Origin of the sequence: Desulfopila aestuarii DSM 18488 (assembly GCF_900143695.1) — a bacterium.
Lineage (GTDB): Bacteria > Desulfobacterota > Desulfobulbia > Desulfobulbales > Desulfocapsaceae > Desulfopila > Desulfopila aestuarii.
On the sequence record NZ_FRFE01000008.1, the window covers coordinates 54,126 to 72,435 of the forward strand.

An 18,310-nucleotide genomic window follows, 5' to 3' on the forward strand; every position below is an offset into this window, starting at 1 on the left:
CGCAGTCACACCGCCTGTGAACATTTGCAGCAGAATGAGAACTGTCACAACCTGTAAAAATCTGAGCCGAATCCCTTCGGATGTCTTACTGAAGATAAATCTGAGTTTGGTGCCAGTACCATTCACTGCCGCTATCTACAAAGATCGTTAGGAGATAGAAATTTTCTTCAAGAATCTCAAGCAGCACTTGAAGGTGAAAACCTTTATCGGTACTAACGAAAATGCGCTACGTATTCCGATTTGAACAGCCTTGATTACCTTGCTACTCCTCAAGTACCTGCAATACCTTTCCAAGTTTGGTTGGTCAATGTCCAATCGGGCAACGACGATGCTGCGCCTCAATCTCTTTATCTATCGGGAAGTAGCTTCACGATCCATTTGGGCAGCCGCCGTCTCCTCCTGTGATTCAGCTAATGCTGCCAGGTCTTGGACAGCCATCATCAAGATAGAGGTGAACATGGGAACCTGATCCCGGAAAATCTGTTTTCAGAACAGTAACTGCTCGGATTATAGGCTTCCAATTTTCAAGTCTGTCCTATTTCTGGACAGCAGTGACAATTTACATATAATGTGGGCGAACAGTAGATCTATCAAGTGAGGTTGTATGTTGAAGTTACTGAGATTGAAATTGGCCACCCACCTCGCCTCACATCCTGACTACAACATAGAGCATTACCTCGTGACAGGAGTTCATTCGGCCGATGGCTCTCAACCACACCTGCACAAATTGCAAATTACATCAATAACAGCAAGTCATATTTAGTTTTTTAATCATTATTTTTCTTCGCATTGACATATACATCTATTTACGATTATATCTCCGCCCTGCACTATTGGTTTAGACTTGACATTCTTTGAGTACAAACAAATCTCAACACTGGTAAATCTAAAATGGGTAATGACTTGAGTATAATAAAAAAATTGGCATCTGGAAGCCTGGTACAACAGATCATTGTTGGTATTCTTGCGGGTATAGCTTTGGCTGTCTTCTCCCCGGGATTCGCTATCTCAAGTGGAATCTTGGGAGACATATTTGTGGGAGCATTAAAAGCTGTTGCTCCTATTCTTGTCTTTGTCATTGTTATGGATTCCATTGCCAGGCAAAATCAAGGCACCCAGACCAATATGCGGATGATTATCATCATGTATTTTTTCGGTACATTCATGGCAGCTCTCACAGCAGTAACCATGAGCTTTCTCATGCCGACCACGCTCTCTCTTGTTTCATCCGATATTAGCCAGACGCCTCCCAGTGGTATTGGCCAGATTCTTCACGTTCTTGTCTTTAAGATTGTCGATAATCCGGTTCATGCCCTGGCGACTGGTAACTTCATCGGCATCCTTGCCTGGGCCATTGCTCTTGGTATCTTCTTTCGACATAGTGCTGAGAGTGTTAAGGAACTACTACACTCCAGCGCTACAGCAATTTCTGGTATTGTAAAAATAGTTATTCGTATAGCTCCAATCGGTATCTTTGGTTTAGTTGCAAAAACCATTGCAACAACTGGTTTTTCTGCATTGGCTGGCTATACCCATTTGCTGGCTGTATTACTTGGTTCAATGGTGCTCATAGCTTTTGTAGTGAATCCAATTATTGTTTTTTTCGTAACCCGACGAAATCCGTACCCTCTGGTCTTTACCTGTTTGCGCGAAAGCGGGGTGACGGCATTTTTCACCCGAAGTTCAGCAGCAAATATTCCTGTGAATATGGATCTCTGTAAGCGTTTGAACCTCCATGAAGACACCTACTCGGTCTCAATTCCCCTCGGGGCGACCATTAACATGGCCGGTGCAGCAATCACCATTACTGTACTGTCACTTGCTGCTGTCAATACCCTTGGCATCCAGATTGACCTGCCAACGGCATTATTGTTAAGCCTCGTTTCAACCGTATCGGCTTGCGGTGCTTCGGGTGTCGCCGGAGGTTCCCTTTTGTTGATTCCTCTTGCCTGTAGTCTTTTCGGGGTCCCCAATGATATTTCCCTGCAAGTTGTTGCTGTGGGTTTTATTATTGGAGTCATTCAGGATTCTGCTGAAACTGCACTCAATAGTTCTACAGATGTTATCTTTACCGCAGCGGCCGATTATGCATCCGACTGCTCAACTACTGTAGTTGCAAAGCAATCTGTTGAGACAGTGCGTTCGTAATTTTTCTTACAAACACCTTGCTGCAGGATTAGCCCGATACTGTAGCAAGCGAGAGAAGTAATCCCGATTTTCAAGCTGCGCATTTGTCAGTTACAGGACAGATAACCATGAGTCAGAGTTCGGAGTTCTCTGACTCATGGAGCGCATTGAGATTGGAAGATTGTGTGTGTGGGACTGACCACGCTAAAGATTGGAATTTACGACATTCTCTCCAGGATAGAGAGTAGCGGAGCGCTCTATACCGGCTTTTCTAGAGTCAAGATCAGTGATATACCATTCGGGATCCTCTCTAAGCTGAAACCTTCCATCAGCTTCTTTAGCTTTGTGGCCTTTAGCTTGTATCCTTAAAAGCAGTCTGATGTTTTCAAAAAAAAGATACATCGCCAATTGCTATGCTTTCACTCCACCAGCATAACTACCGCGCTTTTTCAACACGTTATTTTTTAACGCGTACGCCTGTCGTTAACACCTCTTCATCTGCTATACTGTTTATGTTAGGTTTTTATAGATTGTGTGCATCCATCCCCATCAGTGCCGGATCTGGTTTACATTGTCAATGATGTCATGCAGATATGCAAATCATAACAAACCCCGCTGAAGCAATCTGCAACTCATAAATAAGCAAAGCGCTTAGGTGGGTACCCTTGATAGAAAACGTCAGGAGGTAAGGCATGGAACCAAAGCAAGTTAGCGGCAAGCACCCAGATATGGCTGTCGAACAATGGCAACGGCGAATGATCCCACTCATGCGTGGTGGACTCGTAACTCTGGTACTCTTTTTTTTCCTGGTTAGCCTTGTTCAATACCATCTCCTCTATCAGGATCTGCGAAGTGGCAGCCCAATAGAACCCGACCGATTGGAACAGCTGGAAAATACTCTACCGGAAAGTCAACGAAGCCAGCTTGGATATGTGCAGTGGAAAACCTTGGTCTCCCTGGAACAGGACGTTATCCGCATGCGTTACCAGCAAATCAACGCGACCCTTCTGCTGCGCACCTGGACCCGACAGACAGGCTTTCTGGTCGGCATGGTACTGGCCATGGTCGGCGCCTTTTTCATTCTTGGCCGCTTAAAGGAGGAGTCAAGTCAGTTGTCAGGGGAATCCGGTGGTTTCAAGGTGATGCTGACAAGCAGTTCCCCCGGAATTATCCTGGCCACGCTGGGGACGATTCTGATGGTTGTCACCCTTACGGTAAAATTTGATTACCAGATTCAGGATCGACCAGTCTATCTGGCGTTATATGCTCTCGGTAGTTCGAAAACCGGAGTACTGGATCTGCCGGGAAGCGTTCCGGAGTCATCAACCGCGCTTCCTCATCCCGGTTCGCCAACTTCTGACATGCTCGATGCGGCTCCCATTGGTCAAAACGATATGCCGATATCGCCTTTTGAAAAAGGCAGTAAAAAGTAGTTTGGCGGGGAGCATCTCTAGTACAGGTAAAAGACCTATTCTGCAATGAATGCATACACTGAAGCAGATACAAGGTCACTGAACCAAAGGAGGAGAAAAATGTCTAGAAAATGGCTATTTTCCCAATTGACCTTCTCTGGTGTCTGCTTTTGGGTTCTTTTGACCATGTTTCCGTTGTCTGCAATTGGTGAGGATGATTTCCAGCTGGGCCAAAAATCCTGGACTGAGGGGCGATATCTGGATGCCTACACCCATCTCATCCGTTACCGCGAGGAACTCTATGGCCGGAGGGCCCATGTCGATTATATGCTCGGAACAAGCGGCTGCAGGGTTACCGAGCTTCGCATTTGGGGCGGAGATGTTCTGGAATGGATGCTCTATCGATACGCACTGTCGGAACCGGCCAATATCCTGATACGAAAAGAACTCAATCTCTGTCGGGCGACCGATCCCGACCCTTTGCCTGAAAATAACCTGGCCGGGTCGGTCGAGATTATTGCCAGCCTTATCGGGGCGTCGTCCAGAGCCAGCGGTAAAACCTATTACTGGGTGGGAAGGGACGAGACCTTCAACACCTATCCCGCCTACCGGGTAGCGGAAATCCCCAAAGAGGAGATGGAGGCACGGCTCATCCCTTTGGGAAATCCCGATCTCGCCGCAGAGGCCACCCAGGCCAGGGTGAAAAAATTCACTGTTGTTCCTTTCGAACGGTTCATTTTTGCTTCACATTCTGGGCAATCCCCTGAAACACTCAATAAAATGGCTAGCTATCTTGAAAAGTATCTTGATTTTCTTGAGCAGCAATATGGAATTTCCCTGCCAGGGTCTTATGTTACGGTTTATATGGTGCCCTATTCTGAAGAACTGGTTGATCTGGCTCTGGAGCTGCACGGTTTAAAAGTGAGCCGTGCCACGTTCGGCTACTCCTTTCGTGACGACATGTCGGTACTTGTAGCCATACCGGACGGTTTTCAGATCGGCACGATCATGCATGAGTTTTTCCACCTTGCCATCCGTTCACATTTTGGCGATGCACCGCAGTGGCTCGATGAAGGCATGGCAAGTCTGTATGAGGTCGCAAAGTTTGACGGCAATAGTGTCATCGGGTTGCCAAACTGGCGAGGCAAGGTACTCATCGAACTGATGCGGAGAAATCGTGACATCCGGCCAACCATCAAGCAGGTCGTCACCAGTAACTGGTTTGCCTTTGAACAATATGAACTGGCTAAAGATCTACAGCATGAGACCGATGATGAGTCTCCACCTGCCGAACAGATGGCCACTATGCTGGCGACAGCACGGTATTTCACCCTCTATTTGCAGGAAAATGGTAAGCTGAAAGCTATCTACCAGGATCTGCAGCAACTGACACCCGGCGGACGCCCGATGCCCCCGGCCAAGGAAAGTGTGGCCATCATTGAAAAACATATGGGTCAATCAATAGACACAATTGATGCAGAATTTATGGCCTGGTTCAAGAAGATCGAGCATATTGAGTAGTAGGTACATTGAATACAAGCCCCAAAATATACGCTGCCGTTTCCTGCTGTGTTTGGCAAGACCGGCATATGCACTGGAGATATCGCCATGACATATATTCTTGCGGTTGGATGTCTTGCCATCATTTTCCATTATCTCATTCAGTTTGCCCGCAGGGAACATCTTGAGGAGTATTACGAAGATGCCATTATCGATGTCGAAGGGCGTCTGGACTGGGCCCGCAGCCGCCCTTTTCACCCGTTTGGTATGAAATCTCAACTGGAAGTCTCTGCCGACCTACTGGATAATGCGAAAAATCTCTGGAACAACGATAAATCTCTCGAAGCGTATCGAGTTGCACGCCAGGCACAGGATGCCATGAACAGGGCCCAGAATATCTATTGTAAAGCCATCAGGACTCGTCAGATGGCAGGCAATGCGCAATAAAAAACATCTCATCTTTATACCAGACGTAAAACCGCGCCAAAGCAGCCCTCACCATTTTTTTTAAGACCCTGCTCTCTTCATTGCTGATTTTTTCGGCAGTTCCATTTACATTCCGAATCCCGGCTTGAAAGGAACAGTTCAATACAAGAATCGAGCCCGCCAGTCCAACACATTTCTGTTGCAATGCATTCCAAACACATCTTTTAAAAGGATTTTATCATGTCACAGTTTGATAATGTCACAGTTGTCCAAAAGGCAAACATCTATTTTGACGGCAAAGTAACCAGCAGAACTGTTATTTTTCCGGACGGCTCCCGCAAAACACTCGGTATCATGCTGCCGGGAGAATTCACATTCAATACAGTGGATAAAGAGCTGATGGAGATCATCTCCGGCAATCTTGAGGTACTCTTGCCAGGCGCCGATTGGCAAACCATCAAAGGAGGCGAAAACTTTACCGTTCCAGCTAACGCATCTTTTCAGCTGAAAGTCCGGGAAATAACCGATTACTGCTGCAGCTTCTTGAAATAGTTCACACCCACATCAGTATGTTCTCCTGACGTCGACCGCAAAAAGTGCACACAACGAATTCAGGTCGGATCAGGGGACAGATGCTAATGCATCCCAGGGAAATATGCCCTGGGATGCATTGCCATACTGCAGCCTAGCCCAAAAACCGCATCAAGGCCTTTGCAGCCCCCATTGGCCTACATCAATTGAAGCCACCGCCTTCTCCATGCGCTCCATCATGTTTTCCGCATCGGGATAGTTTTTTGACAGGACCAGAAAAACATCCAGCCTGTCGAGCACATCATGAGCAATATCAGAAATCGGCTGAGCAATCAGTATTTCCTCAGATGGCCCTGTATAATCAATGAGATACTCTGCTCGCCCATATTCGAGCATTTGAAAGGCGGCCTCATGCCGAAGTGCTTCATTAACCGCAATATTGTTTGCAGGATCACGAAGAAATTTGCCGATCCCCCCATAGGAATAACCGCGAATGACGATCACGCTTTTGCCTCTCAGGTCTGTTTTTTCCGTAATGGCTGGTGAAGCACCTTTGCGGTACACCCGTAGTTCAGTGAATACCACAGGTTTTTTGCTGAAAATGCAGCTTTCCGCAAGTCTTGGTGCTCTTACAAGGATAGAAAAGTTCGACGTGCCCTGCTCTAGTCTTTCAAACATCCGACCTGCCGGATAGGGTTTCGCATTCCATTCAAGATGCAGCTCAGAAAAGAGCGCCTTGGCAAGATGAAGCAGGGGATTTTCCAACACGCCCTTAGCATCTGTTTTGGTTGTCCAGACCGACTGGTCGGGGTACACATATTCAATCGGAATTGTTGTATCTTCGGCGAGTGAAGCGCAGGGAGCTACAACGAGGATCATAATGGTCATCAACCACCGCAGGATATAATTTTTCGGCTTCGATTCTCGTTCCATGTCGCCTCCTCTTTTGAGAGAGTGATATGCTTGAAAAGCCTACTGCCTAAATTCGCAAACCCCTTCCCGTTCCTTTTAATAGCTTTTGACCAACCTGATGTTCACTTCACGTGATACACCTGAAAGCTTAGCTGAAATATCCCCTGATAACAAGTCGAGCCACCAGGCCTGAAATGTTCCCGGAACGCATAATAATCCAGAGAAGATCATCCTGGCAGAGATCATTGACGGCCCCGTTTCACCTCCGTCCAGAAATCGCTATACCTACCAACACGTTCCATGCTATTACTTTTAAAAGGATCAGAAATGCCCTTCATCAACTCAGGAGGTTTTCATGTTCAGCCATAGTCCCATTGCACGAAGGCTTATGATCCTGACTGTTGCCTTCAGCACTGCTATCACCGTGTTGACTACCGCATCCCAACTCCTTTTTGACTACCGTAAAGAGCTAGGCGACCTCCAGCATCAACTTGATGAAATCAAAACAACCCAGATCAACTCATTGAGCCATTCCATATGGACCTTCGATACCCAGGGGATCCGCATCATCATCGACAGCATTCTGCAAATTCGGGATATGGAATTTCTGAAGGTGTATGTCGACGATCAGCATTCATGGTCAGGCGGCGATCGAACTTCACACAATACCATTGAGATGGAAATCCCTATCCCATACAACTATCAGGGAAAACAGCTTACCATAGGCACTCTGCAGGTTGTCGCCAGCCTGGATACTGTCTATAGCCGTCTCATTCGGAAAGCTGTCATAATTTTTATTGGCAACGGCTTGAAAACGTTCCTGGTCTCAATCTTTATCCTCACTCTATTCCAACGTCTGGTAACACGTCACCTGATCGACCTGGCAGACCATGCAACACGAGTAGCCGCAGACATTTCCAGCGGCCCTTTTCGATTGAACAGAAAAAAACGCACGCCAAGCAAAAACGACGAACTGGATAATGCCTCCGCCGCGATTAACCTCATGCATGAAAACCTGCAAAACGAGGTTCGAAAGATCACCGAAGCCGAAGCAGAACGGGTGCAATTGCAGGAACAGCTCGTCCAGGCCCAGAAAATGGAGTCCGTAGGCCGATTAGCCGGCGGTGTAGCCCACGATTTCAATAATATGCTGGGCGTCATCCTTGGTTACCTTGAACTGGCCAAGGATGATATTGAATCGCCCCAACTCCTCCATACTGATCTGATGGAGATTGAAAAGGCAGCCATGCGTTCTGCCAATCTCACCCGGCAACTACTGGCCTTTGCCCGCAATCAACCCATTGCTCCCCAGACACTCAATCTCAACGAGGTGGTATCCGGCATGCTGAAAATGCTGAAGCGCCTTATCGGTGAAGATATCAACCTTGTCTGGAAGCCTGCCGAAGAGCTCTGGCCAATTTATATGGATCAGTCGCAAATCGATCAAATCCTCGCCAACCTCTGCATAAATGCCCGAGATGCCATCGATGGAACAGGCCAACTGCTGATTGCAACCGAACGCGTTACTATCGACGAAAACTACTGCCAGAACAACCGGGAAGCAATCCCCGGTGAGTATGCCCAATTGATTATCAGCGATACTGGCTGCGGCATGGACAGAGAAACGCTGGATCATCTCTTTGAACCCTTCTTCACCACGAAGTCGGTCGGTGAGGGAACCGGCCTCGGTATGGCCACCGTTTATGGCATCGTCAAACAGAACAATGGTTTTATCAACGTTTACAGTGAGCAAGGACAAGGTACCACTGTGAAAATATATCTACCGCGCTACTGCGGAAATGATGAACCGGTTATGAAGGAGAACCTTTCATCCCCAGATTTGCAGGGAGATGAGACTATTCTGCTGATTGAAGACGATCCCAGGGTTCTGGAAATGGCCAAAACTATGCTTGAACGGCTGGGTTACAGTGTCCTGACCGCTGCTTTGCCGAACGAAGCGATCGAGCTGGTCAGAAAGCATACTGGAAATATCAATCTGATCATATCCGATGTTATTATGCCGGACATGAACGGACAAGAACTTTTCACGCACCTTCTGACGTTTGATCCGGAATTAAAAGTACTTTTCACTTCCGGATACACTGCAAACATCATCGCCCATCATGGGGTACTTGATGCTGATGTCAAGTTCATCGAGAAACCTTATACCAGAACCACTCTGGGGAAAAAGGTCAGGGAGATACTGGATCAGGATAAAGGATGAATTGTCCATCCCACACCAGCTGCCGGCAGATATCCCGAACCTTGGCCGTTTCGTTTATAACACTTCGGCTTCAGATCCTGCCTCTCTTGAAGGATCGCCACAACATGCTGCAACATAGCTGCTGCAGTGCAACCATTCTATTGCGGCCACATTAACAGCAGGCTCTGGATTCATAGCCAGAGGTCGTCAGGATAGTGGCGCATCGAAAATGTTGCACATTCCCCCTTCCGTATTTTGTGTATCCTCATTATTTCAGAGCCACTGATGCTGCCAGGGCCAACGTCAGCACATTCCATCACCACCAATTACGCATACCAACGCATTGTTTTTCTACGAAATAGCGTAGCCAATTGCTCAAATCCCTACAAAGAAAAATGTGCGAAGAAATATGAACGAAAGGCGTATTCATCTTTGGCACAGAGTTTGCTTTTATGTCCTCACAAACTATAGAATACACTTTAAAGAGCAGTAATGCGCCTTGAACGTGTCAACAAAATCTACGTTAAGAGGAGGGCATTGCAGGAAAATACGATCAATTGAGAAGTTCGAGTGTCACGCTCATAAAGAAATATTATCCTTAACCTCTGGAGGCTGTTGTGAAAAAAAACCATCGTTTATTCCTCTTTGCGGCGTGCATGACGCTCGCCGTCAGTATGTGGCTGGAACCCGCCTGGGCCGGAAAACTGCAGGATGCTATCGCGTCTGCTCCACAAGGCACTGAGCCAGGTCAGATAGACCCGTCCAAACCTGCTGGATTTCTCGGTATCCCCGGCGCTCCCCAGGTCAACATGATCCTGGCTTTCTGCTGGGCAGTGTGGGTTGGCTGGATTTTCAGTACAGTTGGCGCCTTTGGCGGTGTTATGGCAGGCGTTGGCCATATGAGCATCTTCGGTCTTGGCGGCTATGCCAAATCCTTTAAAGAGACCACCCCGGCACTGAACAAGGCTGTTACCGACTCTATCCGTGGTTCCAACCAGTATCTTGTTGGCTTATCCGCCCTCATTTCCTCGTTCAACTATTACCGGATGGGACGCCTCGTGGTGCCCCTGGCTGTCTCCCTTGGTGTTGGCTCCATTCTCGGTGCCTGGGGCTCCGTTACCCTCAGTGCCGGCAAGATCTCCTTTTCCCAGTACCAGGGATATTTCGGTCTGTTTGTTCTTGCTCTTGGCATCTATCTGTTTTACGAGACTTCCGCTGCCGGACAGGCCAGCAAGAAGAAAGCCAAGGCGGCCGCCGCAGCTTTCGAGGCTTCCGTGAAGAAACAGAAGAGTGGTGAAAAAGTCGACACCGCCGCAATGGGCGTTAAAGTTACCGAGATATCGATCACCTCCATCAAGTTCACCTTCTATGGTGTTGAATTCAAATTCAACCCCCTGATCCCGTTCCTTGGTGGCATCGTCATTTCTGCTATCGCTGCGTTCCTTGGCGTAGGCGGCGGCTTCCTGCTTGTTCCGTTTTTGACCAGCGTTGCCGAACTGCCGATGTATCTCGCAGCAGGCACCTCTGCTCTGGCAGTACTGATCAGCATGATTACCAGTATCATTACCCTCATTTCCAAAGGTGTGCAGTTTGACTGGGTACTGATCGGTATTGAGCTTGCCGGCATCGCTCTCGGATCTGTTATCGGACCGAGAACCTCAAAATACTTCTCCGATATCCTCTTAAAGCGCTTGTTTATCGTCCTGGCGCTCTATGTCGGTATTGATTATGTGTTGCGAGGATTTTTCAACTACCGGATATTTGGTTAATTTTACATTGGCCTCGTGCCCCGGATGGCTCCGGGCCTTGCGCCCGGAGCTTCGATATGAACACCATAACCTCTGCTCTTCTTCTCCTTGATCCCTGGCTGATAGCACCCTTCAGATGGTTGCCTTCAGCATCGGCGGGATACCTTCTCGGCACGGTTATCCTTGCACTCTACTGTATTCTTCTCGGTGACCTGTCAGCCAGTCTGGTGACCTTCATCAACAAGAAATACATTCGAAAAATGCAGGCCAAGATGGATCACAACCATGAGCTATCCGAAACCGCACTGAAGCTCGGCGACAAAGAAAGCTTTAAGGCGGTCAACAAGCAGGGCCTCGATGCCTTCGGCCACTCATTCTCGTTAGGCGCCGCCATTTTTTGCGTCTCGATCTGGCCCATGCCCTTTGCCCTGGCCTGGTTGAGTCTGCGTTTTGTCGATGCACCGCTGGAACTGCCCTTTCATCTGCCCTTTCTTGGCAATACGGTTGAGTATTTTCCGTCTTTTCTGCTCGTCTATATTGCTACCCGAATGCTCTATTCAGCAATAATGGGCCGCATGACCTGGTATAGAACAACCAAGGCCCGGCTGGTGGGGCAACAACTTCAACAGTCCTGATGAACACCGCCAAGGGGTATAATGATATCCGGAGACGCTGGCGACACTGGCTCAAGAGCGTATTTGCCCCAGGCGAACAGTTGCGTGAGAGATATCAGTCCTTTAGAACCATCCTGCAACTTGATGGTCAGGCCCTTGACCTCCTGGCCGACCTTGAATCCCATATCTCCGGTCATAACCCTGCTGATTCGTTGCTGATCAGTAAGCTCTCGGAACAAATAATCGACATCGTCGGTTCCATGGCAGCCCATCTCTCTGCCATGAATCCTCTATATGCGAAGCTGCCTGACAGCCACACCCTGCTGGCAGCACAGATACGGGAACTGCTGATGCCATCGGGTGTCAGTGCCAATCCACCCTATGTACTGCCACTTCAGCAGGCAGCCAGCCACCCCGAACTTGCAGGCGGAAAAGCGGCGAATCTTTCAGCCGCAGGACGCTCAGGCATCATCATACCGCGCGGCTTTGTCATTACCGCAAACAGTTTTCACCATGTTATTTCCGAAAATCATCTGCAAGACGAGCTTATCCAACGCTTCGAGCAACTCCATGCTGACGACCACCAGACGATCATTCGTATCGCCGGCGAATTGCAAGAGCTGATCCTTGCCTGTAAGATTCCTGCAGATATCGTTAAAGAGATAGATCTCGCTCTTCAAGGGCTGGGACCAGTCACCTTGCTAGCTGTTCGCTCCAGTGCCCTGGCCGAAGACGGTAGCGTGTCGTTCGCCGGCCAATATGCCAGTGAACTTGAAGTGCTTCCTGAGGACGTTGTCGCGGCCTATAAACAAGTGATCGCCGGAAAATATTGTCCACGGGCAATGAGCTACCGCATCCGTCACGGCCTAAGCGACAGTGACACCACCATGGCGGCCCTGGTAGTTCCCATGATTTCGCCACGAGCATCGGGAGTCATGTACACCCTCGACCCGGCAACTCAGGCAAGCGAGGAACGGCTGGGGATATACGCAGTGGAGGGGCTGGCAGAGGGACTGGTTGACGGCTCCCGTACCCCGGAAAAATATCATCTTATCCGCAATAACCAGAGGGCACCATTCACTTCAGGCAATACCCTGTTAACCGCAGCCGAACTTGAGCAGCTCAGACTATGGGGTTTGCAACTGGAATACTTTTTCGGCTGCCCGCAGGATATCGAATGGGCGCTCGACGAGAGCGGCTTGACGGTTCTCCAGAGTCGCCCCCTCCTCCAGAAGAAGGATCCGCCACCGGCGATGGTCGCAGAGGTCGACCTCGAAAACCTGCTTTACCGCGATCTCCATTGCGCCGCACCCGGCATTTCCTGCGGCCCCGTGTTTTTCGCGCCCACAGGTAAAACTTTTCTTGATATCCCTAGAGGTTCAGTGGTCTGCACCCCGACACTTCGGCCCTCATTATCGCAGTTTCTTGACCGCATGGTCGGCGTCATTGCCGCAAATGGGAGCAGGGCCAGTCATTTTGCCTCAGTGGCCCGCGAAAGGGGCATCCCTGTTCTGGTCGGCGACATGGTCGAACTCACAGCGGACCAGATTGTCACCGTTGACGCCGCTTCCGGCAGGATTTTCAATGGCTGTGTCAATGCCATGCTACAATCAGGCAAAAAGAGCGTTGACAATGAATTTCCAACAGAAAAATATACAGCGCTTACAGCCCGCACCACCCAGCTAGGTTTGACCGACCCTGACGGCGAAACATTTACCCCGGAACATTGTCGTTCGCTTCATGATATTGTCCGCTTCTGTCATGAAAAAAGTGTCCGGGAGATGTTCAGCCTGGTTGGTAAAAAAGGCAGAGGCTTGGGAGCCGCACGAAAACTCGCGACCGATTTGCCGCTCGTTATGTACGTTCTTGATCTCGATAACAGTAAAACATCTTCACCTGACGACACGATTACCCTCGAGGAGCTTTCGAGCCTGCCCATGCGGGCTCTGTGGCAAGGAATGGCAGATCCGAGAATTTACTGGGACACACGCCAGCATCATGTGGATTGGGAGGGATTTGACCAGGCAAGCGGTGGAATTTTTTCACTCGACTCGCGGCTGCTCGCCAGCTACGCTATTGCCGCTAAAGAATATCTGCATCTGAATATCCGTTTCGGCTACCATTTTTCCATTGTCGATACGATCTGCGGCGAGCAGGATTCAACCAACTATATCAATTTTCGTTTTAAAGGGGGTGGTGCCGCGCATCAGCAACGGCTGTTCCGGCTGGAATTCATCGATCAGGTTCTCACCGCCTTCGGTTTTGAAACGTGCTGCCGGGGTGATATGCTCGACGCCAATTTTTCACGACACGCTCTCCCTGCAACCCGGCAGGCCCTCACCCGCCTGGGTCTGCTACTGGCAGAAACGCGGATGATGGACATGCGCATGACCGGAAGTGAGCATGCGGCAGAGGAAGCAGAAAGATTCATCGCTTTTGCCAATATGAAATCATCACCCTCCCGTAAGTAGACCGACTCTACCCAAAAAGCAGGCCGGCCACCAGAAAGCGACCTCTTTTCCAACCTATTGTGGTCCTCCTGATTATTTCCAGGAATATATGCCTAGCCCGTAAAAACGGCATTTCAAAATGCAATAAAGCGTCATAGAATAGTTAGATAATGAAACAGAACTGACTGCCGTAAAATGTTATGCTGGATAGCTGCAAAGTATTGCATCGCTTGATACGAGAGGATGATCAATATGAAAAACAGACGTCAATTCCTGTTGGAGGCTATGGCCTGGTCTGCGGGTCTCGGCCTGCCGGTTCCTTTGTGGGATGCAACCAGCGCGTTCGCCATTGAGAATACACCCAAACTCGTTGTTGTAACCGGCAAGTCGTACGATATACTGGTCACCAAGGCTCTTGAGACTCTGGGATGGCCGGGAGCATTCATAAAAAACGGTGACAAGGTTGTCATCAAACCGAACATCGGCTGGGACAGAAATGTTGCCCAGGGAGCGAACAGCCATCCGATAGTGGTGGTACAACTCGCTAAACTGGCACTTGATGCTGGTGCCGGTGAAGTGAAGATTTTTGATCACACCTGCAATGAAAAACGCCGCTGCTACGTCAACAGCGGCATACAGGATGGTGTCGCGGCTATCGGCGACAAGCGGGTGCGCCTTCTGCATATCGATCAGAGAAAGTTTGTGCCGGTTGATATAAAAAACGGTAAATCGTTGTCCCAATGGGAAATCTATCGAGATGCCCTGGAGGCCGATGTCTACATCAATGTTCCGGTGGCCAAGCACCATGGGCTCAGTCGCCTTACCCTCGGCCTGAAAAATGCGATGGGGGTGATTGGTGGTCGAAGGGGCAGCCTGCACTTCAACCTCGGCCAGAAACTGGCTGATCTCGCAACCGTAATTCGACCGACACTCACCGTGGTCGATGCCACCCGCCTCCTCATGCGAAACGGTCCGCAGGGTGGGAATGAGGATGATGTCGAGATCCGCGACACCGTGATTGCCTCCACAGATCCGGTAGCGGCAGATGCCTACGCCACAACCCTCTTTGGCCTCAAGCCCGAAGAAATAGATTCTACAGTCGCCGCTCACGCCATGGGACTTGGCGAGATGGATCCCGCGAAGATGCGGATTCAGGAATTCCAGCTCTGATGACTGCGAAAAATCCGTCCAACAAACGCCCCCTCCAGAACCGACTGCTGTTGCGCAGACTGAGCCAGTTACTGTTTCTTGGGCTTTTTCTTTTCCTCTTTATCCACACTGATTACAGCGGCGCTGATGATATGGCCTATGCGGTCAACATCCTCTTTCGGCTGGATCCGTTTTTGGCGGCAACGGTGATGCTTGCCAGTAAGGTTGTTATTGCCCTTATGGTGCCGGCGATTGCAGTTCTTCTGCTGGCGCTGGTTGTGGGGCGGGCCTTCTGCGGCTGGTTCTGCCCCATGGGGTCTTTGCTTGATGTTTGCCGGCATGGCGTAAAAAGCGACAGAGCAGGAAAAAACACACTATTTCCCCGTCTTGGGTTATGGCTCTTTATCGTCACGCTCTTGCTGGCATTTTGCGGTTTTCATGTGGCCGGTTATGTTGACCCGTTTTCCATTTTGGTACGAGGTCTGGCCCAGGCCTTCTACCCGGCTGCGCATGGCATGACGGAATCGGTGTTCACCTTTACCTATCTTCATGCCCCTGATGCGGTGAACAACATCACCGAACCGATTTACAGCTGGTTGAAGGAGACAATATTACCGGCTGAACGCAAATATTTTCAACTCGCTTTTTTCTCCTTTGCCATTCTGGGCGGAGTCATGCTCCTTGAGATGGCTCAGAAACGTTTTTTCTGTCGGAATATCTGCCCATTGGGCGCAATGTTCGGCCTTTTGAGCCGCTATGGCCTCATGCGCAGTCGGGGCGGTGATAAGGAATGCGGGAAATGTCGTGTCTGTTCATCGCTCTGCCGAATGGGAGCGATCAATGAAAATCGTGACATTGATATGTCGCGCTGCAATCTCTGCCTTGAATGTCAGGTTCGCTGCCCACGTAGGGTAATCCGCTTTGGCTTTTCACAACCGAAACAAACATCAACAATTCGTGGCCTGTCGCGACGCCAGTTCATAGGGGCAGTCGCTTCAGCGATGGTACTGCCTTCCATCAAAGAGGTGCATGGGCTCGACAAGTGGAGCGATCCATTGCTCATCCGTCCTCCCGGTGCTCTGCCGGAAGACGAATTCGTCGGCAGGTGTGTACGTTGTGCCGAATGTATTCAGGTATGTATCGGCAACGGCCTGCAACCGACATTTCTTGAGGGCGGACTTGATGCGATCTTCACTCCGAAGCTTGCCGCCCGCACAGGATATTGCGAATTCAACTGCACACTCTGCGGTCAGGTCTGTCCTACCGGGGCAATTCGCCAGCTGACGAGGCAGGAAAAACATCTGATGAAAATCGGCAACGCCTGGTTTGATCGGGACCTGTGCCTGCCGCACGCCAAGGGGATTCCCTGCATGGTGTGTGAGGAGCATTGCCCGACCCCGGTGAAGGCTATCCAGTTTCGCGAAGCGACAGTGATAAACAGTGACGGGGCACAAGTGACCGTCAAGCAGCCCTATATCGTTGATGATCTTTGTATCGGTTGCGGAATCTGTGAATATAAATGCCCCCTACCCGGTCTGCCAGGCATCTTTGTCACCAGCGGCGGGGAACACCGGAATCCTGAACACCAGCTCCCTCGGCCAGAAGATTTCTACGGAAGCTGACAGATTGTTACAAGCTGCCTCAATCTCGTGAAAGGTGTTGTTCAACCGTCCGCGCCGCATCCGCAGCAGAACTCGTTATCCCTCCGGTATAGCCCGAGCCTTCGCCAATCGGGTACAGGTTTTTGATATTGACTGATTGGTACTGGTCGTTACGGACTATTCTCACAGGAGAAGACGTCCTGGTTTCCGTGCCAAGCAGAATCGCCTGATCTGAAAAAAATTGTGGAACTTCTTTCTTCCAGGAACTGAATGCGGCCAGAAGCTGCTCTGTCACAAAACCGGGCAGAATCTCCTTCATGTCAGCATGAGCGGTACCCATCTTAAAAGAATTGTCAGGCAAAACAGTCGAGCTTGTCTCACCTAAAAAATTCAATAGATTCTGGGCGGGCACTCTCCAGTTGCCTCCACCGGCGATAAAGGCCGCTCGTTCAATGGCCTCTTGAAACTTAATGCCGGCTAGTGGGTTGGAAGATGGATAATCTGTGGTGTGGCAGGTGACCACCATCGCCGCGTTAGAGAACGGTGAAGATCTGCGCGAATAGCTCATCCCGTTGACAACCGACATACCATGCTCTGAAGACGCATTGATGACCTCACCACCAGGGCACATGCAGAAGGTGTAAGCCCCCCGGCGGAGTTTCTTATTGGTATAGTTCAGAGAGTAGGTGGCAGCTCCGAGACCGGAGAATTGTGCATACTTATTGCCATAACGCATCAGGTTGATGGTTTCGACAGGATGCTCAATTCTCACTCCGACAGCAATCTGCCGCTGTTCAAGAGCAACACCTTTTTTATGAAGCATCTCGTAGGTGTCACGCGCTGAATGCCCTGAAGCGAGATAGATGTTTGAGGAGAGATATTCCTGGTCCCCGTTGACCACTATGCCGATAGCTGTATCCTCTTCTATCATGATGTCGGTCATTTTCGAGCTGTAAAAAATCTCTCCACCTTTTGCAAGAATATAGTTCCTGATATTTCGAACGATTTTGCAGAGTACGTCGGTACCCAGATGGGGTTTACTGATGTAACCGATTTCTTTTGGTGCGCCAAATTTGATAAAGGTATCCAGCACCCGACTCACATAGCTGGTGTTTTGATTTCTTCTGGAAAACAGCTTGCCATCGGAGTATGACCCAGCTCCGCCTTCCCCGAACTGAATATTAGATTCGGGATTGAGTTCTCTTTCTCTGATAAATCTTTGCACATCGATAGAACGTTCTTCTATCTTTTTCCCTCGTTCAAAGATGAGAGGTTTGATCCCATGGGCAATAAGCTCAAGTGCTGCAAACATGCCTGCGGGGCCGAAACCGACCACTATCGGCCTGTCCGGCATGAAAGCTCCAGCTCTGTCCGGCTGGAGACTTGGGATAAAAAGAGGAAATTTCTGTTTGTTCGGATAGCTGTCAGGAACCCGTACCACAACGGTCAGCGCATAACAGAACTGCTCTTTGTTGCGCATATCAAGAGATTTACTCAATATGTCAGTTATACATAGCTCCGTGGCAGCTATTTCCAGCTCTTTTGCCGCCGCTCGCACATATTCGTCCATCCCGTCCAGTTCGATGGGAATGAGCAGGTTATTCAGGAGTAAATTCAAAGAGGTCTCCTGTCTCTGT

At 49.5% G+C, this 18,310-nt stretch carries 14 protein-coding genes; 12 read left to right on the forward strand and 2 right to left on the reverse strand.

Features of this window, described 5'->3' with window-relative positions:
- Positions 1-307 precede the first annotated feature (307 nt).
- The 6 genes from BUF15_RS27100 (at position 308) to ppnP (ending at position 6,017) form a co-directional block, all read left to right on the forward strand.
- Positions 308-469, forward strand: coding sequence for a hypothetical protein (locus tag BUF15_RS27100; protein WP_159441276.1), 162 nt, complete (start codon positions 308-310; stop codon positions 467-469).
- 422 nt (positions 470-891) lie between these two features.
- On the forward strand, positions 892-2,148 hold the full coding sequence (gene sstT / locus BUF15_RS09775; RefSeq protein ID WP_073613292.1) for a serine/threonine transporter SstT: 1,257 nt from the start codon (positions 892-894) through the stop codon (positions 2,146-2,148).
- A gap of 671 nt (positions 2,149-2,819) precedes the next feature.
- Positions 2,820-3,560, forward strand: coding sequence for a hypothetical protein (locus BUF15_RS09785; protein WP_073613294.1), 741 nt, complete (start codon positions 2,820-2,822; stop codon positions 3,558-3,560).
- Between the two features lie 99 nt (positions 3,561-3,659).
- Positions 3,660-5,060 (forward strand): hypothetical protein, encoded by a 1,401-nt coding sequence (locus tag BUF15_RS09790; RefSeq protein WP_073613295.1) that lies wholly within the window; start codon positions 3,660-3,662, stop codon positions 5,058-5,060.
- Between the two features lie 87 nt (positions 5,061-5,147).
- The gene (locus tag BUF15_RS09795) at positions 5,148-5,486 is read left to right on the forward strand and encodes a hypothetical protein (RefSeq protein ID WP_073613296.1); all 339 of its coding nucleotides are present in this window, start codon (positions 5,148-5,150) and stop codon (positions 5,484-5,486) included.
- 219 nt (positions 5,487-5,705) lie between these two features.
- Entirely contained in the window at positions 5,706-6,017 is a 312-nt protein-coding gene (ppnP, locus tag BUF15_RS09800) for a pyrimidine/purine nucleoside phosphorylase (protein ID WP_073613297.1), read from the forward strand.
- Between the two features lie 150 nt (positions 6,018-6,167).
- On the opposite strand, the gene BUF15_RS09805 is transcribed toward ppnP, so the two are convergent.
- Positions 6,168-6,929, reverse strand: coding sequence for a substrate-binding periplasmic protein (locus BUF15_RS09805; protein ID WP_073613298.1), 762 nt, complete (start codon positions 6,927-6,929; stop codon positions 6,168-6,170).
- 334 nt (positions 6,930-7,263) lie between these two features.
- On the opposite strand from BUF15_RS09805, the gene BUF15_RS09810 reads away from it, so the two are divergent.
- The 6 genes from BUF15_RS09810 (at position 7,264) to BUF15_RS09835 (ending at position 16,694) form a co-directional block, all read left to right on the forward strand.
- Complete coding sequence (locus BUF15_RS09810) at positions 7,264-9,132, forward strand: ATP-binding protein (RefSeq protein ID WP_073613299.1); 1,869 nt, start codon at positions 7,264-7,266, stop codon at positions 9,130-9,132.
- Between the two features lie 635 nt (positions 9,133-9,767).
- Positions 9,768-10,880 carry a sulfite exporter TauE/SafE family protein gene (locus BUF15_RS09815; RefSeq protein WP_073613399.1) on the forward strand — a complete coding sequence of 371 codons (1,113 nt, stop codon included), beginning with the start codon at positions 9,768-9,770 and terminating at the stop codon, positions 10,878-10,880.
- A gap of 56 nt (positions 10,881-10,936) precedes the next feature.
- Positions 10,937-11,494, forward strand: a complete 558-nt coding sequence (locus BUF15_RS09820; protein ID WP_073613300.1) for a hypothetical protein — start codon at positions 10,937-10,939, stop codon at positions 11,492-11,494.
- Entirely contained in the window at positions 11,494-13,944 is a 2,451-nt protein-coding gene (locus BUF15_RS09825; RefSeq protein ID WP_073613301.1) for a PEP/pyruvate-binding domain-containing protein, read from the forward strand. Before BUF15_RS09820 ends, BUF15_RS09825 begins: the two co-directional genes overlap by 1 nt.
- Positions 13,945-14,175: 231 nt before the next feature.
- On the forward strand, positions 14,176-15,093 hold the full coding sequence (locus tag BUF15_RS09830) for a DUF362 domain-containing protein (protein ID WP_073613302.1): 918 nt from the start codon (positions 14,176-14,178) through the stop codon (positions 15,091-15,093).
- Positions 15,093-16,694, forward strand: coding sequence for a 4Fe-4S binding protein (locus BUF15_RS09835; protein WP_073613303.1), 1,602 nt, complete (start codon positions 15,093-15,095; stop codon positions 16,692-16,694). Before BUF15_RS09830 ends, BUF15_RS09835 begins: the two co-directional genes overlap by 1 nt.
- A 19-nt stretch (positions 16,695-16,713) precedes the next feature.
- Here the strand turns inward: BUF15_RS09835 and BUF15_RS09840 are convergent, their stop codons facing one another.
- Positions 16,714-18,291 carry an NAD(P)/FAD-dependent oxidoreductase gene (locus tag BUF15_RS09840; protein ID WP_073613304.1) on the reverse strand — a complete coding sequence of 526 codons (1,578 nt, stop codon included), beginning with the start codon at positions 18,289-18,291 and terminating at the stop codon, positions 16,714-16,716.
- Positions 18,292-18,310: the final 19 nt, after the last annotated feature.